Below are 19,415 nucleotides of genomic sequence, written 5' to 3'. Positions count from 1 at the left end.
GCACTACCTTTACGCCAAAGGCGACTGCGGCGCAGCGCCCTCTTCCCCCGAAAGGATCGCATGATGGATTATCGTCGCTTGGGCAAATCCGGCCTGAAGGTTTCCGAGTTTTCCTTTGGCTCTTGGGTGACTTTCGGCAAACAGGTCGATGGCAATGACGCCAAATCCATGATGACCTTGGCCTATGATGCCGGGGTGAACTTTTTTGACAACGCCGAAGGCTATGAGGCCGGCAATTCCGAGCTGGTGATGGGGCAGGCCCTGCACAGTCTTGGCTGGAGCCGTGATAGCTATATCGTGTCATCGAAAGTGTTCTGGGGGGGTGAAAAACCCACCCAGCGCGGGCTGTCGGCCAAGCATGTGATCGAAGCCGCCCATGCGGCGCTGCGGCGGTTGCAGGTCGATTACCTTGATCTCTATTTCTGCCACCGCCCCGATATCGACACGCCGATCGAGGAAACCGTGCGGGCGATGCACAATCTGATTGTGCAGGGTAAGGTGCTGTATTGGGGTACTTCGGAATGGTCGGCGCAGCAGATCACCGAGGCGCATATGGTCGCCCGCGCCGCTGGCCTCACGCCCCCGGTGATGGAGCAGCCGCAGTATAATCTGTTTGAGCGTCAGAAGGTCGAGGCGGATTATGCGCCACTGTATGACACGCTGGGTCTTGGCACCACGATCTGGTCGCCGCTGGCCTCGGGTATTCTGACCGGCAAATATAATGCGGCGATTCCGAACGACAGCCGGATGAACCTGCCCGGCTATGAATGGCTGCGTGATATGTTGGCATCAGACGCGGGCCAAGAAAAGTTAAGCAAAGCCAAGGCTTTGGGTGATCTGGCTGATCGGGCTGGGCTGCCGTTGGCGCATCTGGCGCTGCTGTGGTGCCTGACCAATCCGCGCGTCTCGACGGTTATTCTGGGCGCGTCGCGTGCCAGCCAACTGAGCGATAATCTTGCCGCCTTGCAATCCAAGGCCAAGCTGACGCCCGAGGTGATCGCCGAGATAGAGACGATCATGGCAAACAAACCGGCCGCGCCACAACGGTTCTAAGTTGACCAATACAGTGCTCTTGGGTGAGGTTGCGCGGGGGGCCAGCCTCCCTGAACGACCCGGGATATTTGCGCACAGAGGATGACCATGACCAAAGCATTGATCACTTGGGGCGGCTGGGACGGGCATCAGCCGGATAAGGTCGCGGCGCTGTTCGCGCGTGAGCTGAGCGCGCTGGGGATGCAGGTTGAGGTTTTCGACACTCTTGCCTGTTTCGATGATCCGGCGCGACTGGCCGATCTGGCGCTGATCGTGCCGGTCTGGACGATGAGCAGCATCAGCCAGACCCAATCTGAGAATGTCGCGGCGGCGGTGGCCGCCGGTGTGGGACTTGCGGGCTGTCATGGCGGGATGTGCGACGCCTTTCGAGCCGATGTGCTGTGGCAGTTCATGACCGGGGCGCAATGGGTGGCGCATCCGGGCAATGATGGCGTGGAATATCGGGTGCGGATGGTTTCGGATGATCCACTGGTGGCCGGGATCAGCGATTTCGACGTGAAAACTGAACAATATTACCTGCATACCGACCCAGCCGTGCGCGTGCATGCGGTTTGCGATTTCCCGGTGGCGGAAGGCCCGCACAGCGCGAACGGGCCAGTTGCGATGCCGGTTGTGTTTTCCAAGATGTGGGGACAGGGCCGGGTTTATTACAACGCCTTGGGCCATCATGCCGATGTGATCGACCACGGCGCTCCGCTGGAGTTGCTGCGGCGCGGAATGACTTGGGCCGCCAAACAGGAGGGCTGAATGTCTTTCCAAGCCTATTTGGACAATATCCAAGCCAAAACCGGCAAAACGCCCACAGATTTCAAAGCGCTGGCGCTGGCAAAGGGCTTTGCCACAGCGGATGGACTCGCGCCGGGTGTCAAAGCCACCCAGATCACAGATTGGCTGAAAGCGGATTTCGGCCTTGGCCACGGCCACGCCATGGCGATCGTTGCGCTTTTGAAGGGCAAATCCGCATAACCCAAGGCCTGCCGCACCGGATCACGCTTGGGGCGGCGGGACTTGGCCCTAAGCGCGTGCCTTGCGGATCAGATCGAGAATATCCTTTGCTGCCGTTGGAATGTTGGTCCCCGGCCCGAAGATCGCTTTCACCCCGGCATCATAGAGAAACTGGTAATCCTGCTGCGGAATAACGCCGCCACAGATCACCAAAATCTCACCCGCGCCCGCATCGCGCAAGGCTTGCACGAGTTTCGGTGCCAAGGTCTTGTGCCCTGCCGCTTGTGACGAAATCCCCACCACATGCACATCATTGTCGATGGCATCCTGTGCTGCCTCGGCGGGCGTCTGGAACAGGGGGCCCACATCGACATCAAAACCAATATCGGCAAAGGCGGTGGCGATCACTTTGGCACCGCGATCATGGCCATCTTGCCCCATCTTGACCACCAGCATCCGCGGGCGGCGGCCCTCTTCTTCGGCAAATTTCTCGACATCGGCCTGAATGGTGGCGAAACCTTCGTCGCCCTCGTAGGCCGCACCATAAACCCCGGCGAGAGTTTTGACCTCGGCCCGGTGGCGGCCAAACACTTTCTCCATCGCCATGCTGATCTCTCCGACCGTTGCCCGTGCCCGTGCCGCCACGACCGCCGCTGCGAGCAGATTGCCGTCATGGCCCGCGATCCGGGTCAATTCATCCAGCGCCGCCTGACAAGCCGCCTCGTCCCGTGCGGCGCGCGTGCTGTGCAGCCGTGCGATCTGCGCCTCGCGCACCGCGACGTTATCAATATCCAGAATGTCGATGGCGTCTTGCTGCGCGAGTTTGTATTTGTTCACCCCGACCACGACATCCGCGCCGCGATCAATCGCCGCTTGGCGTTTGGCCGCTGATTCCTCGATCCGAAGTTTGGGCATGCCGCTTGCAACGGCTTTGGTCATGCCGCCCATCGCTTCGACTTCCTCGATCAGCGCCCAGGCCTGTTCCGCCATCTGCGCGGTCAGGCTTTCGACGTAATACGACCCCGCCAAAGGGTCGACGACATGGGTAATGCCGGTTTCTTCCTGCAAGATCAGCTGCGTATTGCGCGCGATGCGGGCGGAAAACTCGGTCGGCAGCGCCATGGCTTCGTCCAAGGCGTTGGTGTGCAGGCTTTGGGTGCCGCCGAGCACCGCCGACATCGCCTCATACGCCGTGCGGATGACGTTGTTATAGGGATCTGCCTCTTGCAAGGACACTCCGCTTGTCTGGCAATGCGTGCGCAGCATCAGCGAGCCCGGCTTTTTGGGCTGAAATTCCGACATAATGCGGTGCCACAGCAGACGAGCGGCGCGCAGCTTTGCGGCCTCCATGAAAAAATTCATCCCGATGGCAAAAAAGAACGACAGCCGCCCAGCGAAGTCATCGACATTCATCCCGCGCGCAATCGCCGCGCGCACATATTCGCGGCCATCGGCCAAAGTATAGGCCAGTTCCTGCACCAGATTGGCCCCGGCTTCCTGCATATGATAGCCGGAGATCGAGATCGAATTGAATTTCGGCATCTGCGCGCTGGTGTATTCGATGATATCCGCAATGATCCGCATCGACGGTTCCGGCGGATAGACATAGGTGTTGCGCACCATGAATTCCTTCAGAATATCATTCTGAATGGTGCCAGAGAGGTCTGCGCGATCGACGCCCTGTTCTTCCCCGGCGACGATGAAACTGGCAAGGATCGGGATGACCGCACCATTCATCGTCATGGAAACGCTGACTTTATCCAGCGGGATACCGTCAAACAGGATCTTCATATCCTCAACACTATCAATCGCCACCCCGGCTTTGCCGACATCGCCTTCCACGCGGGGATGGTCTGAATCATAGCCGCGATGGGTGGCCAGATCGAAGGCGACCGACACGCCTTGCTGCCCTGCGGCGAGGTTTTTGCGGTAAAACGCGTTGCTGGCCTCGGCGGTGGAAAACCCGGCATATTGCCGGATCGTCCACGGGCGACCCGCATACATCGTGGCCTTGACGCCACGGGTGAACGGCGCAAAGCCGGGCAGTTCGCCCATCTGCGGCAAGTTGGCGGTATCAGCGGCAGTGTAGAGCGGCTTGACGGTGATCCCCTCCAGCGTTTGCCAGTTCAGGCTGGCCGGATCGCCGCCCTTCATTTCTTTCGCGGCAAGCGATTTCCATGCATTCAGATCGGTCATAGCGTGTTCCTCAAACGAGAAGTGTCCGGTTTGCGCCAAGCGCCGGGGGTTTCACACCCCCGGACCCCCGTGGGATATTTGTGCAGAGTGGATGAACCCGTGCAGTTCATTCAAACTCCATGATCACTTCATCAACCTTCAGACTGCTGCCCGCCACGGCCTTGACCGCTTTGACCACGCCGCGACGTTCGGCTTTCAGGATGTTTTCCATCTTCATCGCCTCGACCGTGGCAAGCGCCTGGCCTTCCTGCACCTCGTCGCCGACCGCGACCATGATGCGGGCAACCAGCCCCGGCATCGGGCACAGCAGGAATTTCGACGTATCGGGCGGCAGCTTTTCGATCATTAGCTTGGCGAGTTCCGCCTGCCGCGGGCTGCGCACGAAACATTTCAGATCCGCCCCGCGCAGGCGCAACCGGAAGCCGCCCGAAATTTTGCCAACCTTCATCACCAGCGCCGCGTCGTCCACGATCAGCCGCGCCAATGTCTGCCCCGGCGTCCAGTCCGAGGTGACGCGCAGGCTTTGGCCACCCGCGAAACTCACCGTCGACCCTGCGGGGTCTGCCGCTATTGTCACAGCATATTCAATGCCTTGCAGCGACACAACCCAATCATCACCGACACGGCGGCTGTGGTTGTCCATCGTGCCGCTGATGCGGGTGCGCCGAATTTCTGCGACGCGGTTCATGGCCGCAGCGGCGGCTGCAACGCGGGCCAAAGTATCGGCATCCAAGCTAGCCCCTTGGAAGCCTTCGGGGTATTCTTCGGCAATGAACGCCGTGGTGATATTGCCTGATTGAAAGCGCGGATGCTCCATCACCGCGCTGACGAAGGGCAGGTTGTGGCCGATGCCTTCGACCTCGAACGTGTCCAAGGCGAGGCGCATTTCCTCAATCGCATCAGCGCGCGTCGGCCCCCAAGTGCAGAGTTTCGCAATCATCGGGTCGTAGAACATGCTGATTTCGCCGCCCTCAAACACCCCGGTATCATTGCGCACAACACCGCCGCGTGGCGTTTCGCCTTCAACGGGGGGGCGGTAGCGGGTCAGCCGACCAATCGAGGGCAAAAAGTTGCGATAAGGGTCTTCGGCGTAAAGCCGGCTTTCCATCGCCCAGCCGTTGATCTTCAGATCAGCTTGGGCAAAGGGCAATTTTTCGCCGTAAGCCACCCGGATCATCTGTTCGACCAGATCGACGCCAGTGATCAGTTCGGTGACGGGATGCTCGACTTGCAGGCGGGTGTTCATTTCGAGGAAATAGAAATTGAGGCTGCCGTCTACGATGAATTCGACCGTGCCAGCACTTGTATAGCCAACGGCGCGGGCCAAGGCGCAGGCTTGCTCGCCCATTGCTTTGCGGGTTTCAGGATCAAGGAACGGCGACGGCGCCTCTTCGATCACCTTTTGATTGCGGCGCTGGATCGAACATTCACGCTCGTGCAGATAGACGGTGTTGCCGTGTTTATCAGCCAGCACCTGAATTTCGATGTGACGCGGCTGGGTGACGAATTTTTCAATGAAAATCCGGTCATCACCAAAGCTGGCGGCGGCTTCGTTCTTGGACGATTGGAAGCCTTCGCGCGCCTCGGCATCATCCCAAGCGATCCGCATACCCTTGCCGCCACCGCCCGCAGAAGCCTTGATCATCACCGGATAACCAATCACGCGGGCGATTTTCACCGCATGTTCGGCATCATCAATCAGCCCCATATGGCCCGGCACGGTCGAGACTCCGGCCGCCATCGCCAGCTTTTTTGAGGTGATCTTGTCGCCCATCGCTTCAATCGCCGGGCTGGGCGGGCCGATGAAAACAACGCCCGCAGCCTCCAAAGCCGCCGCGAAATTCATGTTTTCACTTAGGAAACCATAGCCCGGATGCACCGCCTCGGCGCCCGAGGCTTTGATTGCCGCCATGATCTTGTCGATCACGATATAAGATTGCGCGGCGGGGGACGCGCCGATGTGAATGGCCTCATCGGCCATTTTCACATGCAGGGCACCGCGGTCGGCATCCGAATAGACCGCCACCGTCTTGATGCCCATTTTTCGCGCGGTCTTGATCACCCGGCAGGCGATTTCGCCACGATTGGCGATCAGGATTTTCTTGAACATAGCTCTCTCCCTCCCCGCCCAGGTCTGGCCAAAAACCGGGGCAGCAATGCAAAACGGCCAGCCGGGGAGTGCCCCGACTGGCCGTCAAAATGGTACGCCGCGATTGCGGCGGTTAGATCAGTAGCAGGGCGGCAGGCCGATGTTGACGCCGCAGGTTGCTGCACCTGCAAGGCCACCAATGACCGCGCCAGTAACCGCATTGTTGTCGGTGACATCGGCAATTGCCGCGCCCGCCGCAGCGCCAGCCAGCCCGCGCGAAGCCGGGTCTTGCAGACAGCCAGCCAATGGCATGGTGAGAATCGCGAGAAGAAGAAGGGATTTCCGCATTTTGAACTGCCTCTTTTGTTTGTTGTTCTAGCAACAGATTCTACCGAATCTGGCGACAAAGCAAACCGAAAAAAACGCAAACTGCACAAGAAGGCGACAAGCCGCCAACAGGCTGCCTTGGCTGCCCTCCACTGTGCGGAAAAAAATGGCCCGACCCCAGAAGAGTCAGGCCAAAGGGTAGGGAAAGGGTAACAGTCTTGCGCGAAACGCTGCGGTGCAAGCCACATCCCGCGCACAGATGGATCATCGCCGAAGCCACGCGCCCGCGCAAAGCCCAATTCAGGCAGCGCAAAGCCCTGCGCGAATTGCTGCCAGTTGGCCAAGGGCTTGCGCGGAATCATGCTCAGACCTGCCCCATACCTAGCCCTGATCCTCGTCATCGTCCCAATCGCCAAAATCATAAGGTTCGGCATCGGCTGCGAAAATCTCGGGGAAGGACACTTGTGCGACTTTGAGGTTGATCTTCAACAGCGCATCATACGAGGCTGGATTGAACGGATCTTCGGCGGCGACGACCTCGCGGCCAAACAGCCATGACAGGCGGCCCGCATCCAGATTGCCGCGCTCGAACACCTCTTCACCAAACTGCGCCCAAAGGGCAGCCATAAAGCCCTTGTCAGCGGCGCGATCGGCGTTTTTGCGATCGGCAAAGCGCTCGCGTCTTATGATCTTGGCGGCACCAACTTTCATATTGGCGCGGCGGATCACGAATTGGAAATCAGTGCCAGTCAGGCGACCGGGAAAACCGCGATGTTTCAGCATGATACGCCCCCCATGACGGAGCGGGCGCCGGAGGCGGGGCCAAAACCCCGCCCAGCTGGATTATTTGTATTTGCCAGTTTGAACGGGCTCGACGGTGACATCCATCGGAGCGGGCTCCATCGGTGGTTCTTTTTTAGCGCAAGCAGCGAAAGCGCTAAGCGCGATGAAGGCGAGGATAGTTGCGGAACGCATGGGATACTCCAGTTTGCAGCGTTGTAGACCGCCGCACCATAGGCCCGTGCCTCCAGAGGTGCAAAGCCCAGGCCCGTCACTGAGAGTATTTTTGCCGACCGCCCGCAAGCCGTTGCGGCAGATATAAAAAGGGCGGGCCGAGGCGCTTGGCCCCTGAACACCCGCCCCTTAGTCTTACTTGTATTTGCCGGTGTAAACGGGCTCTTCGGTGACAGCCGGTTGGTCAACGTAAACGACTTCTTCGGCTTTCTTGGCGCAAGCGGCCACGAAAGCGACCATGCACAGTGCCAGAACGGTGAATTTAGTGCTCGACATCCTCTACTCCATTTATTTGCGGGAGGCGTGCTTTGTGCCGCCCCCTTCTGCGAGGGAAAGGCCGCTTGGGTTCGGCCTACGTGAACAATAGCGGATAAACCGCCGTATTGACACGCAAATTCGCCAAATGCCCAAAGCTGTGGCAAGGCTACATCAGCCAAGGGTTGTGACATGGCATTGGCCGCTAGATTTTGTGCTTTCATCAAAAAGCCTCCCATATACAGGCGTCGCCTTCGATGCGATACGCCTCAAAAAACTGCGTGGCGTCAGGAGAAGCCTCGCCGAACGGCACGTCGCGGTCGGCAAAAGAAATGATGATCTGGCTTGGCACGGGCCCGGTTGATGCGATCCGTGGCAACGCAAAGCTGTTGCACAGATGTTCCATATCCAGCGCCGCCACATCATAGCTGATGCCGCCGCCATCCTTGGCAATCGCCGGAGCGACAAAGCGGAACCGCGCCACCAGACCTTCCGGCCCCGGCGCGTTCATCACCACTTCGACAAAGCGCACTGCCTGCCCCGAGGGCACGACAAGCGCCGCCTCATTCACCGCTGGATCGGTCATCGCCACCCTAGCCTTCCGCCGCCCACAAACATTGCCGCTCTCCTATCGTCACAGCGGAATGTTATCGTGCTTTTTCCACGGGTTCGCCAGCTTCTTACCGCGCAAAGATGCAAATGCCCGCGCAATGCGGCGCCGCGTCGAATGGGGCATGATCACCTCGTCGATAAAGCCCTTTTCGGCAGCGACAAACGGATTGGCAAAGCGGTCTTCATAATGCTGGGTCAGCCGCGCAATTTCTTCGGGCGATTTGCCGCGATGGATGATTTCAGTCGCTCCCTTGGCACCCATCACCGCGATTTCCGCCGTAGGCCAGGCATAGTTGAAATCGCCGCGCAGATGTTTGGACGACATCACATCATATGCGCCCCCATAGGCCTTGCGGGTGATCACCGTGACCTTTGGCACCGTGGCTTCTCCGTATGCAAACAACAGCTTAGCACCGTGTTTGATGACGCCGCCCAGTTCCTGCGCCACCCCGGGAAGGAACCCCGGCACATCCACCAAAGTCAGGATCGGAATTTCAAACGCATCACAAAACCGCACGAAACGCGCGGCTTTGCGGCTGCTGTCAATGTCAAGGCAGCCCGCCAGCACCATCGGCTGATTGGCGACAACGCCGACCGATTGGCCCTCGATCCGAATGAACCCAGTGATGATATTGGCGGCAAAAGCGGCCTGAATTTCAAAGAAATCGCCCTCGTCGGCCAGCTTTTCGATCAGCTCTTTCATGTCATAGGGCTGGTTCGGGTTTTCCGGGATCAGCGTATCAAGGCTGGCTTCCAACCGCGCCGGATCATCAAAAAATGGCCGCACCGGAGCCTTCTGGCGGTTGTTCAGCGGCAGAAAATCCACCAACCGACGCACTTCGGCCAAAGCCTCGACATCGTTTTCAAAGGCACCATCTGCGACCGAGGATTTCTTGGTATGGGTCGAAGCCCCGCCCAATTCTTCCGCCGTAACCACTTCATTCGTCACGGTTTTCACCACATCGGGGCCGGTGACAAACATGTAGCTGGAGTCCTTCACCATAAAGATAAAGTCCGTCATCGCCGGGCTGTAAACCGCACCACCCGCGCAAGGCCCCATGATCACAGAGATCTGCGGCACCACCCCCGATGCCATCACATTGCGCTGAAACACCTCGGCATAGCCCGCGAGTGAGGCCACACCTTCCTGAATCCGCGCACCACCAGAATCGTTCAATCCAATCACCGGCGCACCGTTCTGCATCGCCATATCCATGATCTTGCAGATCTTTTTCGCATGCGTTTCCGACAAAGACCCGCCAAACACGGTGAAATCCTGGCTGAACACATAAACCATTCGCCCGTTCACAGTGCCCCAGCCAGTGACCACGCCGTCGCCAGCCGGACGATCCGCCTCCATCCCGAAATCGGTGCAGCGGTGGGCCACGAACATGTCGAACTCTTCAAAAGAGCCCTCATCCAGCAGCAATTCCACCCGCTCGCGCGCGGTCAGCTTGCCCTTGGCGTGCTGCGCGTCAATCCGGCGCTGGCCCCCACCTTGCCGCGCGACAAGGCGGCGGTCTTCCAGCTGTTGCAGAATGTCACGCATCGGCAATTCCTTTGAAAATCGCAGCCAGCATAGCGCTGCATCGCAGCGGCGCAAAGCAGAACCTCGAAAATATGCAAATGATTGCGGATCATAAAATTGCAAACTGCAAAGTTGCAAACAAGCGCCATTCAGACCCAACCGGAACCCGCAATCCCGCGACGCACCAATCACTATGCACCGCCGCTTGAAATCATGGCCAGCGCCGCAGCGATATGCCATACAGCGCCAACGCCCCAACCGCGGAAGCTGTCATGCCAACCCTGCCCGTCCCCTTCGTCACCATTGGCCTCTTGACCCTGTCGAACGTCTTCATGACTTTCGCTTGGTATGGCCACCTCAAACACAAATCCACCGCCCTGATTACGGTGATCTTCATCTCTTGGGGCATCGCATTCTTTGAATACTGCCTGATGGTCCCCGCCAACCGCATCGGCTCGTCGATCTACAACGGCGCCCAACTGAAAACCATTCAAGAGGTGATCACCCTTTCGGTTTTTGCCGTGTTTTCAGTGTTCTACCTGAAAGAGCCGCTGACATGGAACCACGCGCTCGGCTTCGCCTTCATCGCCCTCGGCGCCTTCTTCATTTTCCATAAATGGAGCTGACCAGCAGCCCCGCCGCCGCCCAAGGCCCCTCCTCTGTGCCCAAATATCACCGCCGGAGGCATCGCGCTATCCGCCAGCGCATCCGCAAAAGGCCTTACAATGCCGCATCGCAAAGCCATCTTCCTTGACCGCAAGACCCCGCCGAAAGTCCTGACCCTGACCCTGCTCGCCGGGCTTTCGGCCTTGGCAATGAACATCTTTCTGCCCTCGCTCCCGGGCATGGCGGCGTGGTTCGACGCCCCCTATGCGCTGATGCAACTGTCGGTGGCGCTCTACCTCGCCCTGTCGGCTGTGCTGCAAGTCGTGATCGGGCCAATCTCGGATCGCTACGGCCGCCGCAACGCCATTCTGATCGCGTTGATCCTGTTCCTGATCGCCACCATCGGCACCCTCACCGCACCCAACGCGACGGTGTTTCTGATCTTCCGTATGGCGCAAGCCGTGGTGGCGGCAGGCATTGTGCTCTCGCGCGCCGTGGTGCGCGACATGGTCTCTGATGCCGAGGCGGCCTCCATGATCGGCTATGTCACCATGGGCATGTCACTGGTGCCGATGATCGGCCCGGTGATCGGCGGCGTTTTGGATGAATATTTCGGCTGGCAGGCGAATTTCGGCCTGCTGCTTGGCTTGGGGATCGTCGTATTGGCCCTCGTCTGGGCCGATCTGGGCGAAACCGCGACCCTGCAGCGCATGTCGTTCAAAGATCAGATGGCCAGCTATCCGTCCTTGCTGAAATCGCAACGCTTCTGGGGTTATTGCGGAGCCGCCGCCTTTGCTTCGGGCTGCTTTTACGCCTTCCTTGGCGGTGCGCCCTATGTCGGCAACCAAGTCTATCATCTGACCTCGTCGCAAATCGGGCTGCTGTTTGCCATCACAGCCGTCGGCTACATGGCCGGAAACTTCTTTGCCGGCCGCTATTCGGTGCGGTTGGGGATGAACAAAATGGTGCTGATAGGCACCAGCGTCACCACGGTTGGCATGGCTGTGCTTGCGATCGTATCCGCTCTAAACCTGTCCAGCGCCGTGATTTTCTTCAGCCTGACCATCACGATGGGCCTTGGCAACGGCATCGCCTTGCCCTCGGCCAATGCGGGCATCCTCTCGGTGCGCCCTGATCTTGCGGGCACCGCATCCGGCCTTGGCGGCGCGATCATGGTGGGCGGTGGCGCCGCACTCGCCGCCCTCGCAGGGGCGATGCTGCCCCCCGGATCAACCGAGATGCCACTCGTGCTTTTGATGCTGGCCTCGTCGGTGATGTCCAGCTTGTGCATTCTGCTCGTGCTCCGCCGGGCGCGCCGACTTGGCATTGCCACTTGACCAGCCGAGTTTGCAAAGTCTACTTTCCGCTTTGCAAAGGAGGGTGCAATGGCCATCCAGAAACTTTACGCAGGCGCAAAGCTGCGCGAATTGCGCGGCCGTCTGACACTGACGCAACGCGCCTTTGCCGATAAACTGGGCGTCTCGCTGCCCTATCTGAACCAGATGGAGAATAACCACCGCCCGGTCTCTGCCACCGTGGTGTTAGCGCTGGCGCAAGAGTTTGGTCTTGATGTCACCGAACTGAACGCAGGCGAAGGCGAGCGGCTGGTATCCGACATGCGCGAGGCCCTCGCCGATCCGGTTTTCGTCAAAACCATACCGCCCTTGGCCGATCTGCGCCTTGCCGCCTCGAACGCGCCAGCCTTGGCGCGCGCCTTTCTGGATCTGCATCGCGCCTACCGGCAAAGCCACGAACGCCTCGCCTCTCTGGACGAGGCTTTGGGGCGCGACGACACCGCCCTGCGCGCAAGCCCGTGGGAAGAGGTCCGGGATTTCTTTCACTATTGCGACAATTACGTCGATGCTGTCGATCGTGCCGCCGAACATTTCATACATTCTGCAACCACTGGAAAAGACGCACTTATGATCGGCATAAATGCGTTAGAACGCCGCGGTATCAGTATAGATTTTTCGAACATTGCCCCACTGCGCCACTTCGACGCGACCCATCGCAAGCTCGCGATCTCGGCCCGTGCCGCAGCCCCCACACAACGCTTCCAACTGCTTTACCAAGTCGCGCTGCAAACCCAGAATGACCTGCTGGAAGCCACCTTGGATCTCGCCCGCTTCCAAACGCCCGAGGCCCGCGACATCGCCAAAATCGGCATGGCCAACTATTTCGCCGGGGCCGCCTTAATGCCCTATCGCGCTTTCCTGCAAGCCGCCCAAGACACCCGCCACGACCTCGAACGCCTCGCCGATCTGTTCGGTGCCAGCATCGAACAGGTGGCGCACCGTCTCTCAACCCTGCAACGCCCCGGCGCAAAAGGCGTGCCATTCTTTTTCGTCCGTGTCGATCAAGCCGGCACCATCACCAAACGCCACTCGGCCACCCGGCTGCAATTCGCCCGCTTTGGCGGCGCTTGCCCGCTGTGGAACGTCCACCGCGCATTTGAAACCCCCGGTCAATTCCTGCGCCAACTGGCCGAAACCCCCGATGGCGTGCGCTATTTGTGCCTGTCGCGCGATGTCTCCAAGCCCGGTGGCGCCTATCTCGCCCCCATCCGCCGCTACGCCATCGGTCTTGGGTGCGAAGTGACCCATGCCTCAAAGCTGGTGTATTCTGACGGCCTAGACCTGAAGGGCCGCTTCGAGCCAATCGGCATCTCATGCCGCATCTGCGAACGTCCAAACTGCCACCAACGCTCGGTCCCGCCCTTGGAACGCCGCCTCAAAGTAGATCCGGACCGCCGTGGCCTGCTGCCATATGACATCGTGGATTGATGGGTCGGAGCGCTCTGCGGGGGATATTCAACCCAATGTGAAATCATCGCGGTTTGGCGTTTCACATTGGCTCAAATATTCCCCGCGGAGCGTTCAACCGAACCACCGCACTGCCGCCTCAGGCACATCCAGCGGCAGCAGCGGTCGCGTGCCGCCTCGATGGCGGCCAAGACCGCCCTTGGCTTCAAGGATTAACAAGATATGAATGACTTCGCGTAACCTGTTGATCTTTATACACCCAGAACCCTGTCCACGCGTGGACACTAGCGTTGCGACACCCGCCAGTTCTCATTGATCACCGGCTGCAAATTCGACTTCGCCAGCCTACGCCCCAGAATATGATCTGCCGCTTTCTCGCCGGTCATGATCGACGGCCCATTCAAATTCCCATTCGTCACCTGCGGGAAGATCGAGCTGTCCGCCACCCGCAGCCCCGCGACCCCGATCACCCGGCACTCTTCATCCACCACCGCCATCGGATCATCGGCCCGCCCCATCCGACAGGTGCCGCAGGGATGATAGGCGCTCTCAACATGCTCTTTCAAAAACGCGTCCAATTCCGCATCCGATTGCACCCCGGTCCCCGGCTGAATCTCGGCCTTCACATGCTCTTTCATCGCGGGCTGCGCGAACACCTCGCGGGTCAAGCGGACGCAGGCGCGGAAATCCTCCCAATCGCTGGGGTCAGACATGTAATTGAACAGGATTTTCGGCGCATCTTTCGGATCAGCAGACCGCAAGGTGACAGACCCCCGCGACTTCGAGCGCATCGGTCCCACATGCACCTGAAACCCATGCCCCCCCGCCGCTGCCTTGCCATCGTAGCGGACGGCAATCGGGAGGAAATGATACTCAATATCCGGGTAATCCACCCCGGCCTTGGAGCGGATAAACGCGCAAGCCTCAAACTGATTGCTCGCACCCAATCCCTTGCCGGTGAACAACCATTGCGCCCCGATCAGCGCCTTGCCCCACAGGTTCCAATATTTATACAAAGTGATCGGCTTCTTGGCCTGAAACTGCATGTAGATCTCAAGGTGATCCTGCAAATTCGCCCCCACGCCGGGCCGATCCGCCACCACCTCGATGCCATGCTCGCGCAAGGCTGCTGCATCGCCGATCCCGGAAAGCATCAGGATTTTCGGGCTGTTGATCGACGAAGCCGCCACAATCACCTCGGCGCTGGCGCGGATAACCTCAACCACACCGCCACGCTCAATCTCCACGCCCACCGCTTGGCCATCCTCGATCACCACACGGCGCGCAAAGCCGCGCACCAGCTTCACAAGCCCGGTTTTCAACGCCGGACGCAGGTAAGCATTGGCCGCCGACCAGCGCACACCTTTGAAAATCGTCGCCTCCATCGCGCCGAAGCCTTCTTGCGCCTGACCGTTGTAGTCGCTTGTCACTGGATAACCCGCCTGCTGGCCCGCCTTGATAAAAGCGTTGAACAACGGGTTTTTACGCGGACCACGGCTGATATGCAGCGGGCCATCCTTGCCGCGATAGGCCGGATCGCCCGAGGGCGCACCATCCGCCTCACCGTGCCAAGTTTCCATGCGCTGAAAATATGGCAACACATCGGCGTAGGACCAGCCTTGCGCACCCATTTCCTCCCAAGTGTCGTAATCGCGGGCATGGCCGCGCACATAGACCATGCCGTTGATCGAAGACGAGCCGCCGATCACCTTGCCGCGCGGCGTCGCCAGGCGACGACCATCCAAGTAAGGCTCGGGTTCCGACTGAAAGCCCCAGTCGTAAACGGACATGTTCATCGGATAAGACAAAGCCGCCGGCATCTGGATGAACGGGCCAAAATCACTGCCGCCTTGCTCAATCACCACCACGCTTTTGCCCGCCTCGGCCAGCCGATATGCAATCGCCGATCCCGCCGAGCCTGAGCCAATGATCACATATTCCGCCGTCATATCCATCTCCTGCCCATGCTTGGGGCGACTTTTATCTTAAACGTCCCAACGCTGCGGCCCGACACGCCGGGGCGGTCGGACGGGCCGCGTGTCAGGGCGCGTTAGTAGGGCGCGTCCACCGGCCCCATGCCAACGTAAACGCTTTTGATTTGGCTGTAGTGCTCCACCGCCGCATGGCCGTTTTCACGTCCAACACCCGATAGCTTTGATCCGCCGAACGGCATCTCAACTGGGGTGAGATTATAGGCGTTGATCCAGCAAGTACCTGCTTGTAAATTAGAAATCACCCGATGGGCGCGGGTTATGTCGGCGGTAAAAACGCCTGCGGCAAGGCCAAACTCGGTGGCATTGGCGCGTGCCACCGCTTCTTCTTCAGTGTCGAAATCCAGCACCGCCATCACTGGGCCGAACACCTCTTCCTGCGCAATCGTCATGCCATCGGTGACATCGGCGAAAACCGTCGGCTGCACAAACGCCCCCTCGGCCCCCGCTTGGCCACCACCACACACCAAGGTCGCCCCCTCAGCTTTGGCGGTCTCGATATACCCGAGTACCTTTGCAAGCTGCGCACCCGAAACCAGCGGCCCCATCTGCGTCGTCTCGTCCAGCGGATCCCCCAATTTGATCGCCGCCGTGCGTTCTGCAAGCCGTTTCAGGAACTTGGCCTTGATGCCCTTTTGCACAAACACCCGCGTGCCATTGCTGCACACTTGCCCCGCGGAATAGAAATTCCCCAGCATTGCAGCCCCCACTGCATCCTCGATACTTGCATCATCGAACACCAGAATTGGGGATTTGCCGCCTAGCTCCATCGTCACATGCCGCACGCCTGCCGCCGCCAGCGCGTAAACCTTCTGCCCGGTCGGCACCGATCCGGTTAGCGAAACTTTCGCCACACGGGCGTCCGACACCAAAGCCGACCCGACCATGCCGCGGCCTTGCACCACATTGAACAGACCCGCAGGCAGCCCCGCCTCGATAAAAATTTCTGCAAGTTTCAGCGCGCCCAAGGGCGTTACTTCGGACGGCTTGAAAATCATCGCATTGCCCAAAGCCAAGGCAGGCGCCGATTTCCAGCAGGCGATCTGGCTGGGGTAATTCCACGCGCCAATGCCGACACAAACCCCCAAAGCCTCGCGGATCGTGTAAGCAAAATCGCGGCCAAGCGGGATGGTTTCGCCGCCAACCGTTGGCGCAAGGCCCCCGAAATATTCCAAAGCATCGGCACCCGACGGCCAATCGGCGACCAAGGTTTCCTGAATTGGCTTACCGGTATCCAAGGTTTCCAGCCGCGCCAATTCCGGGTTGCGCTCGCGGATCAGATCGGCGGCGCGGCGCAAGATCCGGGCACGCTCGACCGGACGGGTCGCAGCCCAAAGCCCCTGCGCGCGCGCAGCACTGGCCAAAGCCTGCTCGATCACCGCCGCTGTTGCTTCATGCAGCACCGCAATCACAGCGCCCGTGGCAGGGTAAATCACCTCAATCACCGGACCGGCTTTGTCTTCAACATACTGACCGTCAACGAAATGACTGGCCTTTGGCTGTGCCATCATGGGCGCGCCCCTTCCAACTTAGAATTCAGATAATTCAACGCCGTAGCTACCGCCATCTCGCGGTCCGGCGGCCCCGATTTCAACACTTCGCGCAAGTAAAGCCCATCAATCAACGCACCCAATCCGGCGGCGATCGGTTCTGCCCGATCCCCCGCCAAGGGCCGCAAACCCGCCAAAAGGTTCGAGCGCAACCGCCCCTGATACACTTTGAGCAGCCGCTTTGCTTCCGGCACGGTTTGCGCCAAAACCCAGAAATTCAGCCAAGCTCCCACCGCCTCGCGCCGGAAATTCGCGGCACTGAAAGATGCCGCCAGCACCGCCCGCAGCCGACTTTCCGGCCCTTCGGCCAGCGCCAAAGCCCCGCGAACTTCGGCACCGTACAACGTCAGAATGTGCCGCATCGCCGCCAGAAACATCTCTTCCTTGCTGCCAAAATAGTGATGGGCCAGCGCCGAGGACATGCCCGCACGCTTGGCGATCTGACTAACGGTCACGTCCAACGAGCCCACCCGCCCGATCTCAACAATCGTGGCTTTGACGAGCGCCGCCTTTCGGATAGGCTCCATTCCAAGCTTCGGCATGATGCGGCCCTTGATAATAATGCTTGCCAAAGGCAGCTAGCTTGAAGTTTATTGACTCGTCAATCAACAAAAACAGGGAAGCCAACATGACCCTCAAATCAATGCTGCTCGCCTCGGCTATCAGCTTCGCTTTCGCCGGATCGGCTTTTGCAGCCGGCTGCGACAAAGTTACCTTCTCGGACGTCGGCTGGACTGACATCACCGCCACCACCGCAGCCACCTCGCTGGTGCTGGAGGCCTTGGGATATGAAACCGAAACCAAAGTGCTGTCGGTGCCGGTGACTTATGAAGGCCTCGCCTCGGGCGACGTCGACGTGTTCCTTGGCAACTGGATGCCGACGATGGAAAGCAACATCGCCCCCTACCGCGATGCCAAAACCGTGGACACCGTGCGCACCAACCTCGAAGGTGCGAAATACACCCTTGCGACCAACGCCAAAGGGGCCGAGCTTGGCATCAAGGATTTTAAGGACATCGCCGCGCATGCTGCTGATCTTGATGGCAAAATCTACGGGATTGAAGCTGGCAATGACGGCAACAAGTTGATTCTTGATATGCTGGACAAAGATGCGTTCGGCCTGAAAGCGGGCGGGGTTGAACTGGTCGAATCCTCCGAGCAAGGCATGTTGGCACAGGTGGCCCGCGCCGACAACGAAGGCAAAGCGGTGGTTTTCCTTGGCTGGGAACCGCATCCGATGAACGCCAACTTCAAGATGACCTATCTGACCGGCGGCGATGATTTCTTTGGGCCGAACCTCGGTGGTGCCACCGTCGCCACCAACACCCGCGCAGGCTATGTCGCCGAGTGCCCGAACACCGGCAAATTGCTGTCGAACCTCTCGTTCAGCCTCGCGATGGAAAACGAGATTATGGGCTCGATCCTGAACGACGGCACCGACCCGCGCGAAGCCGCAAAAACCTGGCTGGCAGCGCATCCCGATGTGATCGGCCCGTGGCTGGACGGTGTGACCACCAAAGACGGTGGCGATGCGGCGGCGGCTGTCACCGCGGCTTTGCAGTAACCAAACCCAAGGCCCCGGCATCTGTCCGGGGCCTTTTGCTAATCATAATAAGCGCCCGCAAAGGGCCTTTTCACCACCTGCGGGGATATTGAATGGACTGGTTGACGGCGTATAAAATTCCGATTGGCGCATGGGCGAACACTGTTTTCGTGTGGATGAAGACAAATCTCAGCGCGCTGTTCAACGTGATCGCGGATGGGCTTGAGGGGTTGATCAACGGCTTTCTGTGGCTGCTTCAAGCACCTAACCCACTGGTGATCATCACGATTTTTGTGGCGCTTGCGTGGGTGTTGCAACGCAATTGGAAAATCTGTGTCGGCGTTGCGCTTGGATTTCTGTTCGTCGTCAACCAAGGCTACTGGAAAGAAACGACTGAAAGTTTGACGCTGATCCTGTCGTCCTGCGCCGTTTGCATGGCCATCGGGGTGCCCATTGGCATAGCCTGCGCCCATAACGCCAAATTGAACCAAGCGCTGTCGCCGATCATGGATCTGATGCAAACCCTGCCGACCTTCGTTTACCTCATCCCCGCGATCATTTTCTTTGGCATCGGCATGGTGCCGGGGCTGATCGCCACGGTGATCTTCGTGCTGCCCGCGCCGATCCGGCTGACACAGCTTGGCGTCTCGTCCACCCCCACTGCTTTGCTGGAAGCCGCGACTGCCTTCGGCGCGACCCCGCGTCAGCGGCTTGTGAAGGTCGAATTGCCGTGGGCGCTGCCGCAAATCATGGTGGGTCTGAACCAAACCATCATGCTGTCGCTGTCGATGGTGGTGATCGCTTCGATGGTTGGTGCGAATGGTCTGGGCGTGCCCGTCATGCGCGCCTTGGCAAGCGTGAACGCAGCCAAGGGCTTTGAAAGCGGTTTTGTCATCGTCGTGGTCGCCATTGCGTTGCGCGCCACCTTCCAACGCAAGGTGTAA

At 59.4% G+C, this 19,415-nt stretch carries 19 protein-coding genes; 8 read left to right on the top strand and 11 right to left on the bottom strand.

Annotation, left to right across the window (positions count from 1 at the left end; all coding sequences use genetic code 11):
* Window positions 1-63: 63 nt before the first annotated feature.
* The 3 genes from QQJ98_RS09340 to QQJ98_RS09330 all read left to right on the top strand — a co-directional run bounded on the left by QQJ98_RS09340 (window position 64) and on the right by QQJ98_RS09330 (window position 2,019).
* Window positions 64-1,053, top strand: a complete 990-nt coding sequence (locus QQJ98_RS09340; RefSeq protein WP_284325067.1) for a potassium channel beta subunit family protein — start codon at window positions 64-66, stop codon at window positions 1,051-1,053.
* An 87-nt stretch (window positions 1,054-1,140) separates the two neighbouring features.
* Window positions 1,141-1,800 carry a ThuA domain-containing protein gene (locus tag QQJ98_RS09335; protein ID WP_284325066.1) on the top strand — a complete coding sequence of 220 codons (660 nt, stop codon included), beginning with the start codon at window positions 1,141-1,143 and terminating at the stop codon, window positions 1,798-1,800.
* The gene (locus QQJ98_RS09330) at window positions 1,801-2,019 is read left to right on the top strand and encodes a DUF4287 domain-containing protein (RefSeq protein ID WP_284325065.1); all 219 of its coding nucleotides are present in this window, start codon (window positions 1,801-1,803) and stop codon (window positions 2,017-2,019) included.
* A gap of 48 nt (window positions 2,020-2,067) precedes the next feature.
* Here the strand turns inward: QQJ98_RS09330 and scpA are convergent, their stop codons facing one another.
* From scpA to QQJ98_RS09290, 8 genes are all read right to left on the bottom strand, one after another.
* Window positions 2,068-4,233 carry a methylmalonyl-CoA mutase gene (gene scpA, locus QQJ98_RS09325; protein WP_284325064.1) on the bottom strand — a complete coding sequence of 722 codons (2,166 nt, stop codon included), beginning with the start codon at window positions 4,231-4,233 and terminating at the stop codon, window positions 2,068-2,070.
* A gap of 67 nt (window positions 4,234-4,300) precedes the next feature.
* Window positions 4,301-6,304 carry an acetyl-CoA carboxylase biotin carboxylase subunit gene (locus QQJ98_RS09320; protein ID WP_284325063.1) on the bottom strand — a complete coding sequence of 668 codons (2,004 nt, stop codon included), beginning with the start codon at window positions 6,302-6,304 and terminating at the stop codon, window positions 4,301-4,303.
* Between the two features lie 117 nt (window positions 6,305-6,421).
* A complete protein-coding gene (locus QQJ98_RS09315) occupies window positions 6,422-6,631 on the bottom strand; it encodes a hypothetical protein (RefSeq protein WP_054007663.1) in 210 nt (69 codons plus the stop codon).
* A gap of 360 nt (window positions 6,632-6,991) precedes the next feature.
* Window positions 6,992-7,393, bottom strand: a complete 402-nt coding sequence (locus QQJ98_RS09310; protein WP_284325062.1) for a hypothetical protein — start codon at window positions 7,391-7,393, stop codon at window positions 6,992-6,994.
* A gap of 60 nt (window positions 7,394-7,453) precedes the next feature.
* A complete protein-coding gene (locus tag QQJ98_RS09305) occupies window positions 7,454-7,585 on the bottom strand; it encodes a hypothetical protein (RefSeq protein ID WP_284325061.1) in 132 nt (43 codons plus the stop codon).
* A 174-nt stretch (window positions 7,586-7,759) separates the two neighbouring features.
* Complete coding sequence (locus QQJ98_RS09300; RefSeq protein ID WP_284325060.1) at window positions 7,760-7,900, bottom strand: hypothetical protein; 141 nt, start codon at window positions 7,898-7,900, stop codon at window positions 7,760-7,762.
* A gap of 202 nt (window positions 7,901-8,102) precedes the next feature.
* Window positions 8,103-8,465: a DUF6497 family protein gene (locus QQJ98_RS09295; protein WP_284325059.1), complete on the bottom strand. Its 363-nt coding sequence runs from the start codon at window positions 8,463-8,465 to the stop codon at window positions 8,103-8,105.
* A 48-nt stretch (window positions 8,466-8,513) separates the two neighbouring features.
* A complete protein-coding gene (locus tag QQJ98_RS09290) occupies window positions 8,514-10,040 on the bottom strand; it encodes an acyl-CoA carboxylase subunit beta (RefSeq protein ID WP_284325058.1) in 1,527 nt (508 codons plus the stop codon).
* Between the two features lie 251 nt (window positions 10,041-10,291).
* Here QQJ98_RS09290 and QQJ98_RS09285 point away from each other — a divergent pair, with 251 nt between their 5' ends.
* From QQJ98_RS09285 to QQJ98_RS09275, 3 genes are all read left to right on the top strand, one after another.
* A complete protein-coding gene (locus QQJ98_RS09285; protein ID WP_284325057.1) occupies window positions 10,292-10,645 on the top strand; it encodes a DMT family protein in 354 nt (117 codons plus the stop codon).
* A 99-nt stretch (window positions 10,646-10,744) separates the two neighbouring features.
* On the top strand, window positions 10,745-11,962 hold the full coding sequence (locus QQJ98_RS09280; protein ID WP_284325056.1) for a multidrug effflux MFS transporter: 1,218 nt from the start codon (window positions 10,745-10,747) through the stop codon (window positions 11,960-11,962).
* Between the two features lie 48 nt (window positions 11,963-12,010).
* A complete protein-coding gene (locus QQJ98_RS09275) occupies window positions 12,011-13,408 on the top strand; it encodes a helix-turn-helix domain-containing protein (RefSeq protein WP_284325055.1) in 1,398 nt (465 codons plus the stop codon).
* A gap of 263 nt (window positions 13,409-13,671) precedes the next feature.
* On the opposite strand, the gene betA is transcribed toward QQJ98_RS09275, so the two are convergent.
* The 3 genes from betA to betI form a co-directional block, all read right to left on the bottom strand.
* Window positions 13,672-15,336: a choline dehydrogenase gene (betA, locus tag QQJ98_RS09270; RefSeq protein ID WP_284325054.1), complete on the bottom strand. Its 1,665-nt coding sequence runs from the start codon at window positions 15,334-15,336 to the stop codon at window positions 13,672-13,674.
* Between the two features lie 101 nt (window positions 15,337-15,437).
* On the bottom strand, window positions 15,438-16,889 hold the full coding sequence (betB, locus tag QQJ98_RS09265; protein WP_284325053.1) for a betaine-aldehyde dehydrogenase: 1,452 nt from the start codon (window positions 16,887-16,889) through the stop codon (window positions 15,438-15,440).
* Window positions 16,886-17,470, bottom strand: a complete 585-nt coding sequence (gene betI / locus QQJ98_RS09260; protein ID WP_284325052.1) for a choline-binding transcriptional repressor BetI — start codon at window positions 17,468-17,470, stop codon at window positions 16,886-16,888. The genes betB and betI overlap by 4 nt, the downstream gene beginning before the upstream one ends.
* Before the next feature lie 86 nt (window positions 17,471-17,556).
* Between betI and choX the strand changes: the two genes are divergently transcribed.
* On the top strand, window positions 17,557-18,492 hold the full coding sequence (gene choX, locus QQJ98_RS09255; protein WP_284325051.1) for a choline ABC transporter substrate-binding protein: 936 nt from the start codon (window positions 17,557-17,559) through the stop codon (window positions 18,490-18,492).
* 92 nt (window positions 18,493-18,584) lie between these two features.
* On the top strand, window positions 18,585-19,415 hold the full coding sequence (gene choW / locus QQJ98_RS09250) for a choline ABC transporter permease subunit (RefSeq protein ID WP_284325050.1): 831 nt from the start codon (window positions 18,585-18,587) through the stop codon (window positions 19,413-19,415).

It is taken from the genome of Cypionkella aquatica, from assembly GCF_030161095.1.
GTDB lineage: Bacteria > Pseudomonadota > Alphaproteobacteria > Rhodobacterales > Rhodobacteraceae > Cypionkella > Cypionkella aquatica.
This window is presented reverse-complemented; position numbering and strand designations above follow the sequence as displayed.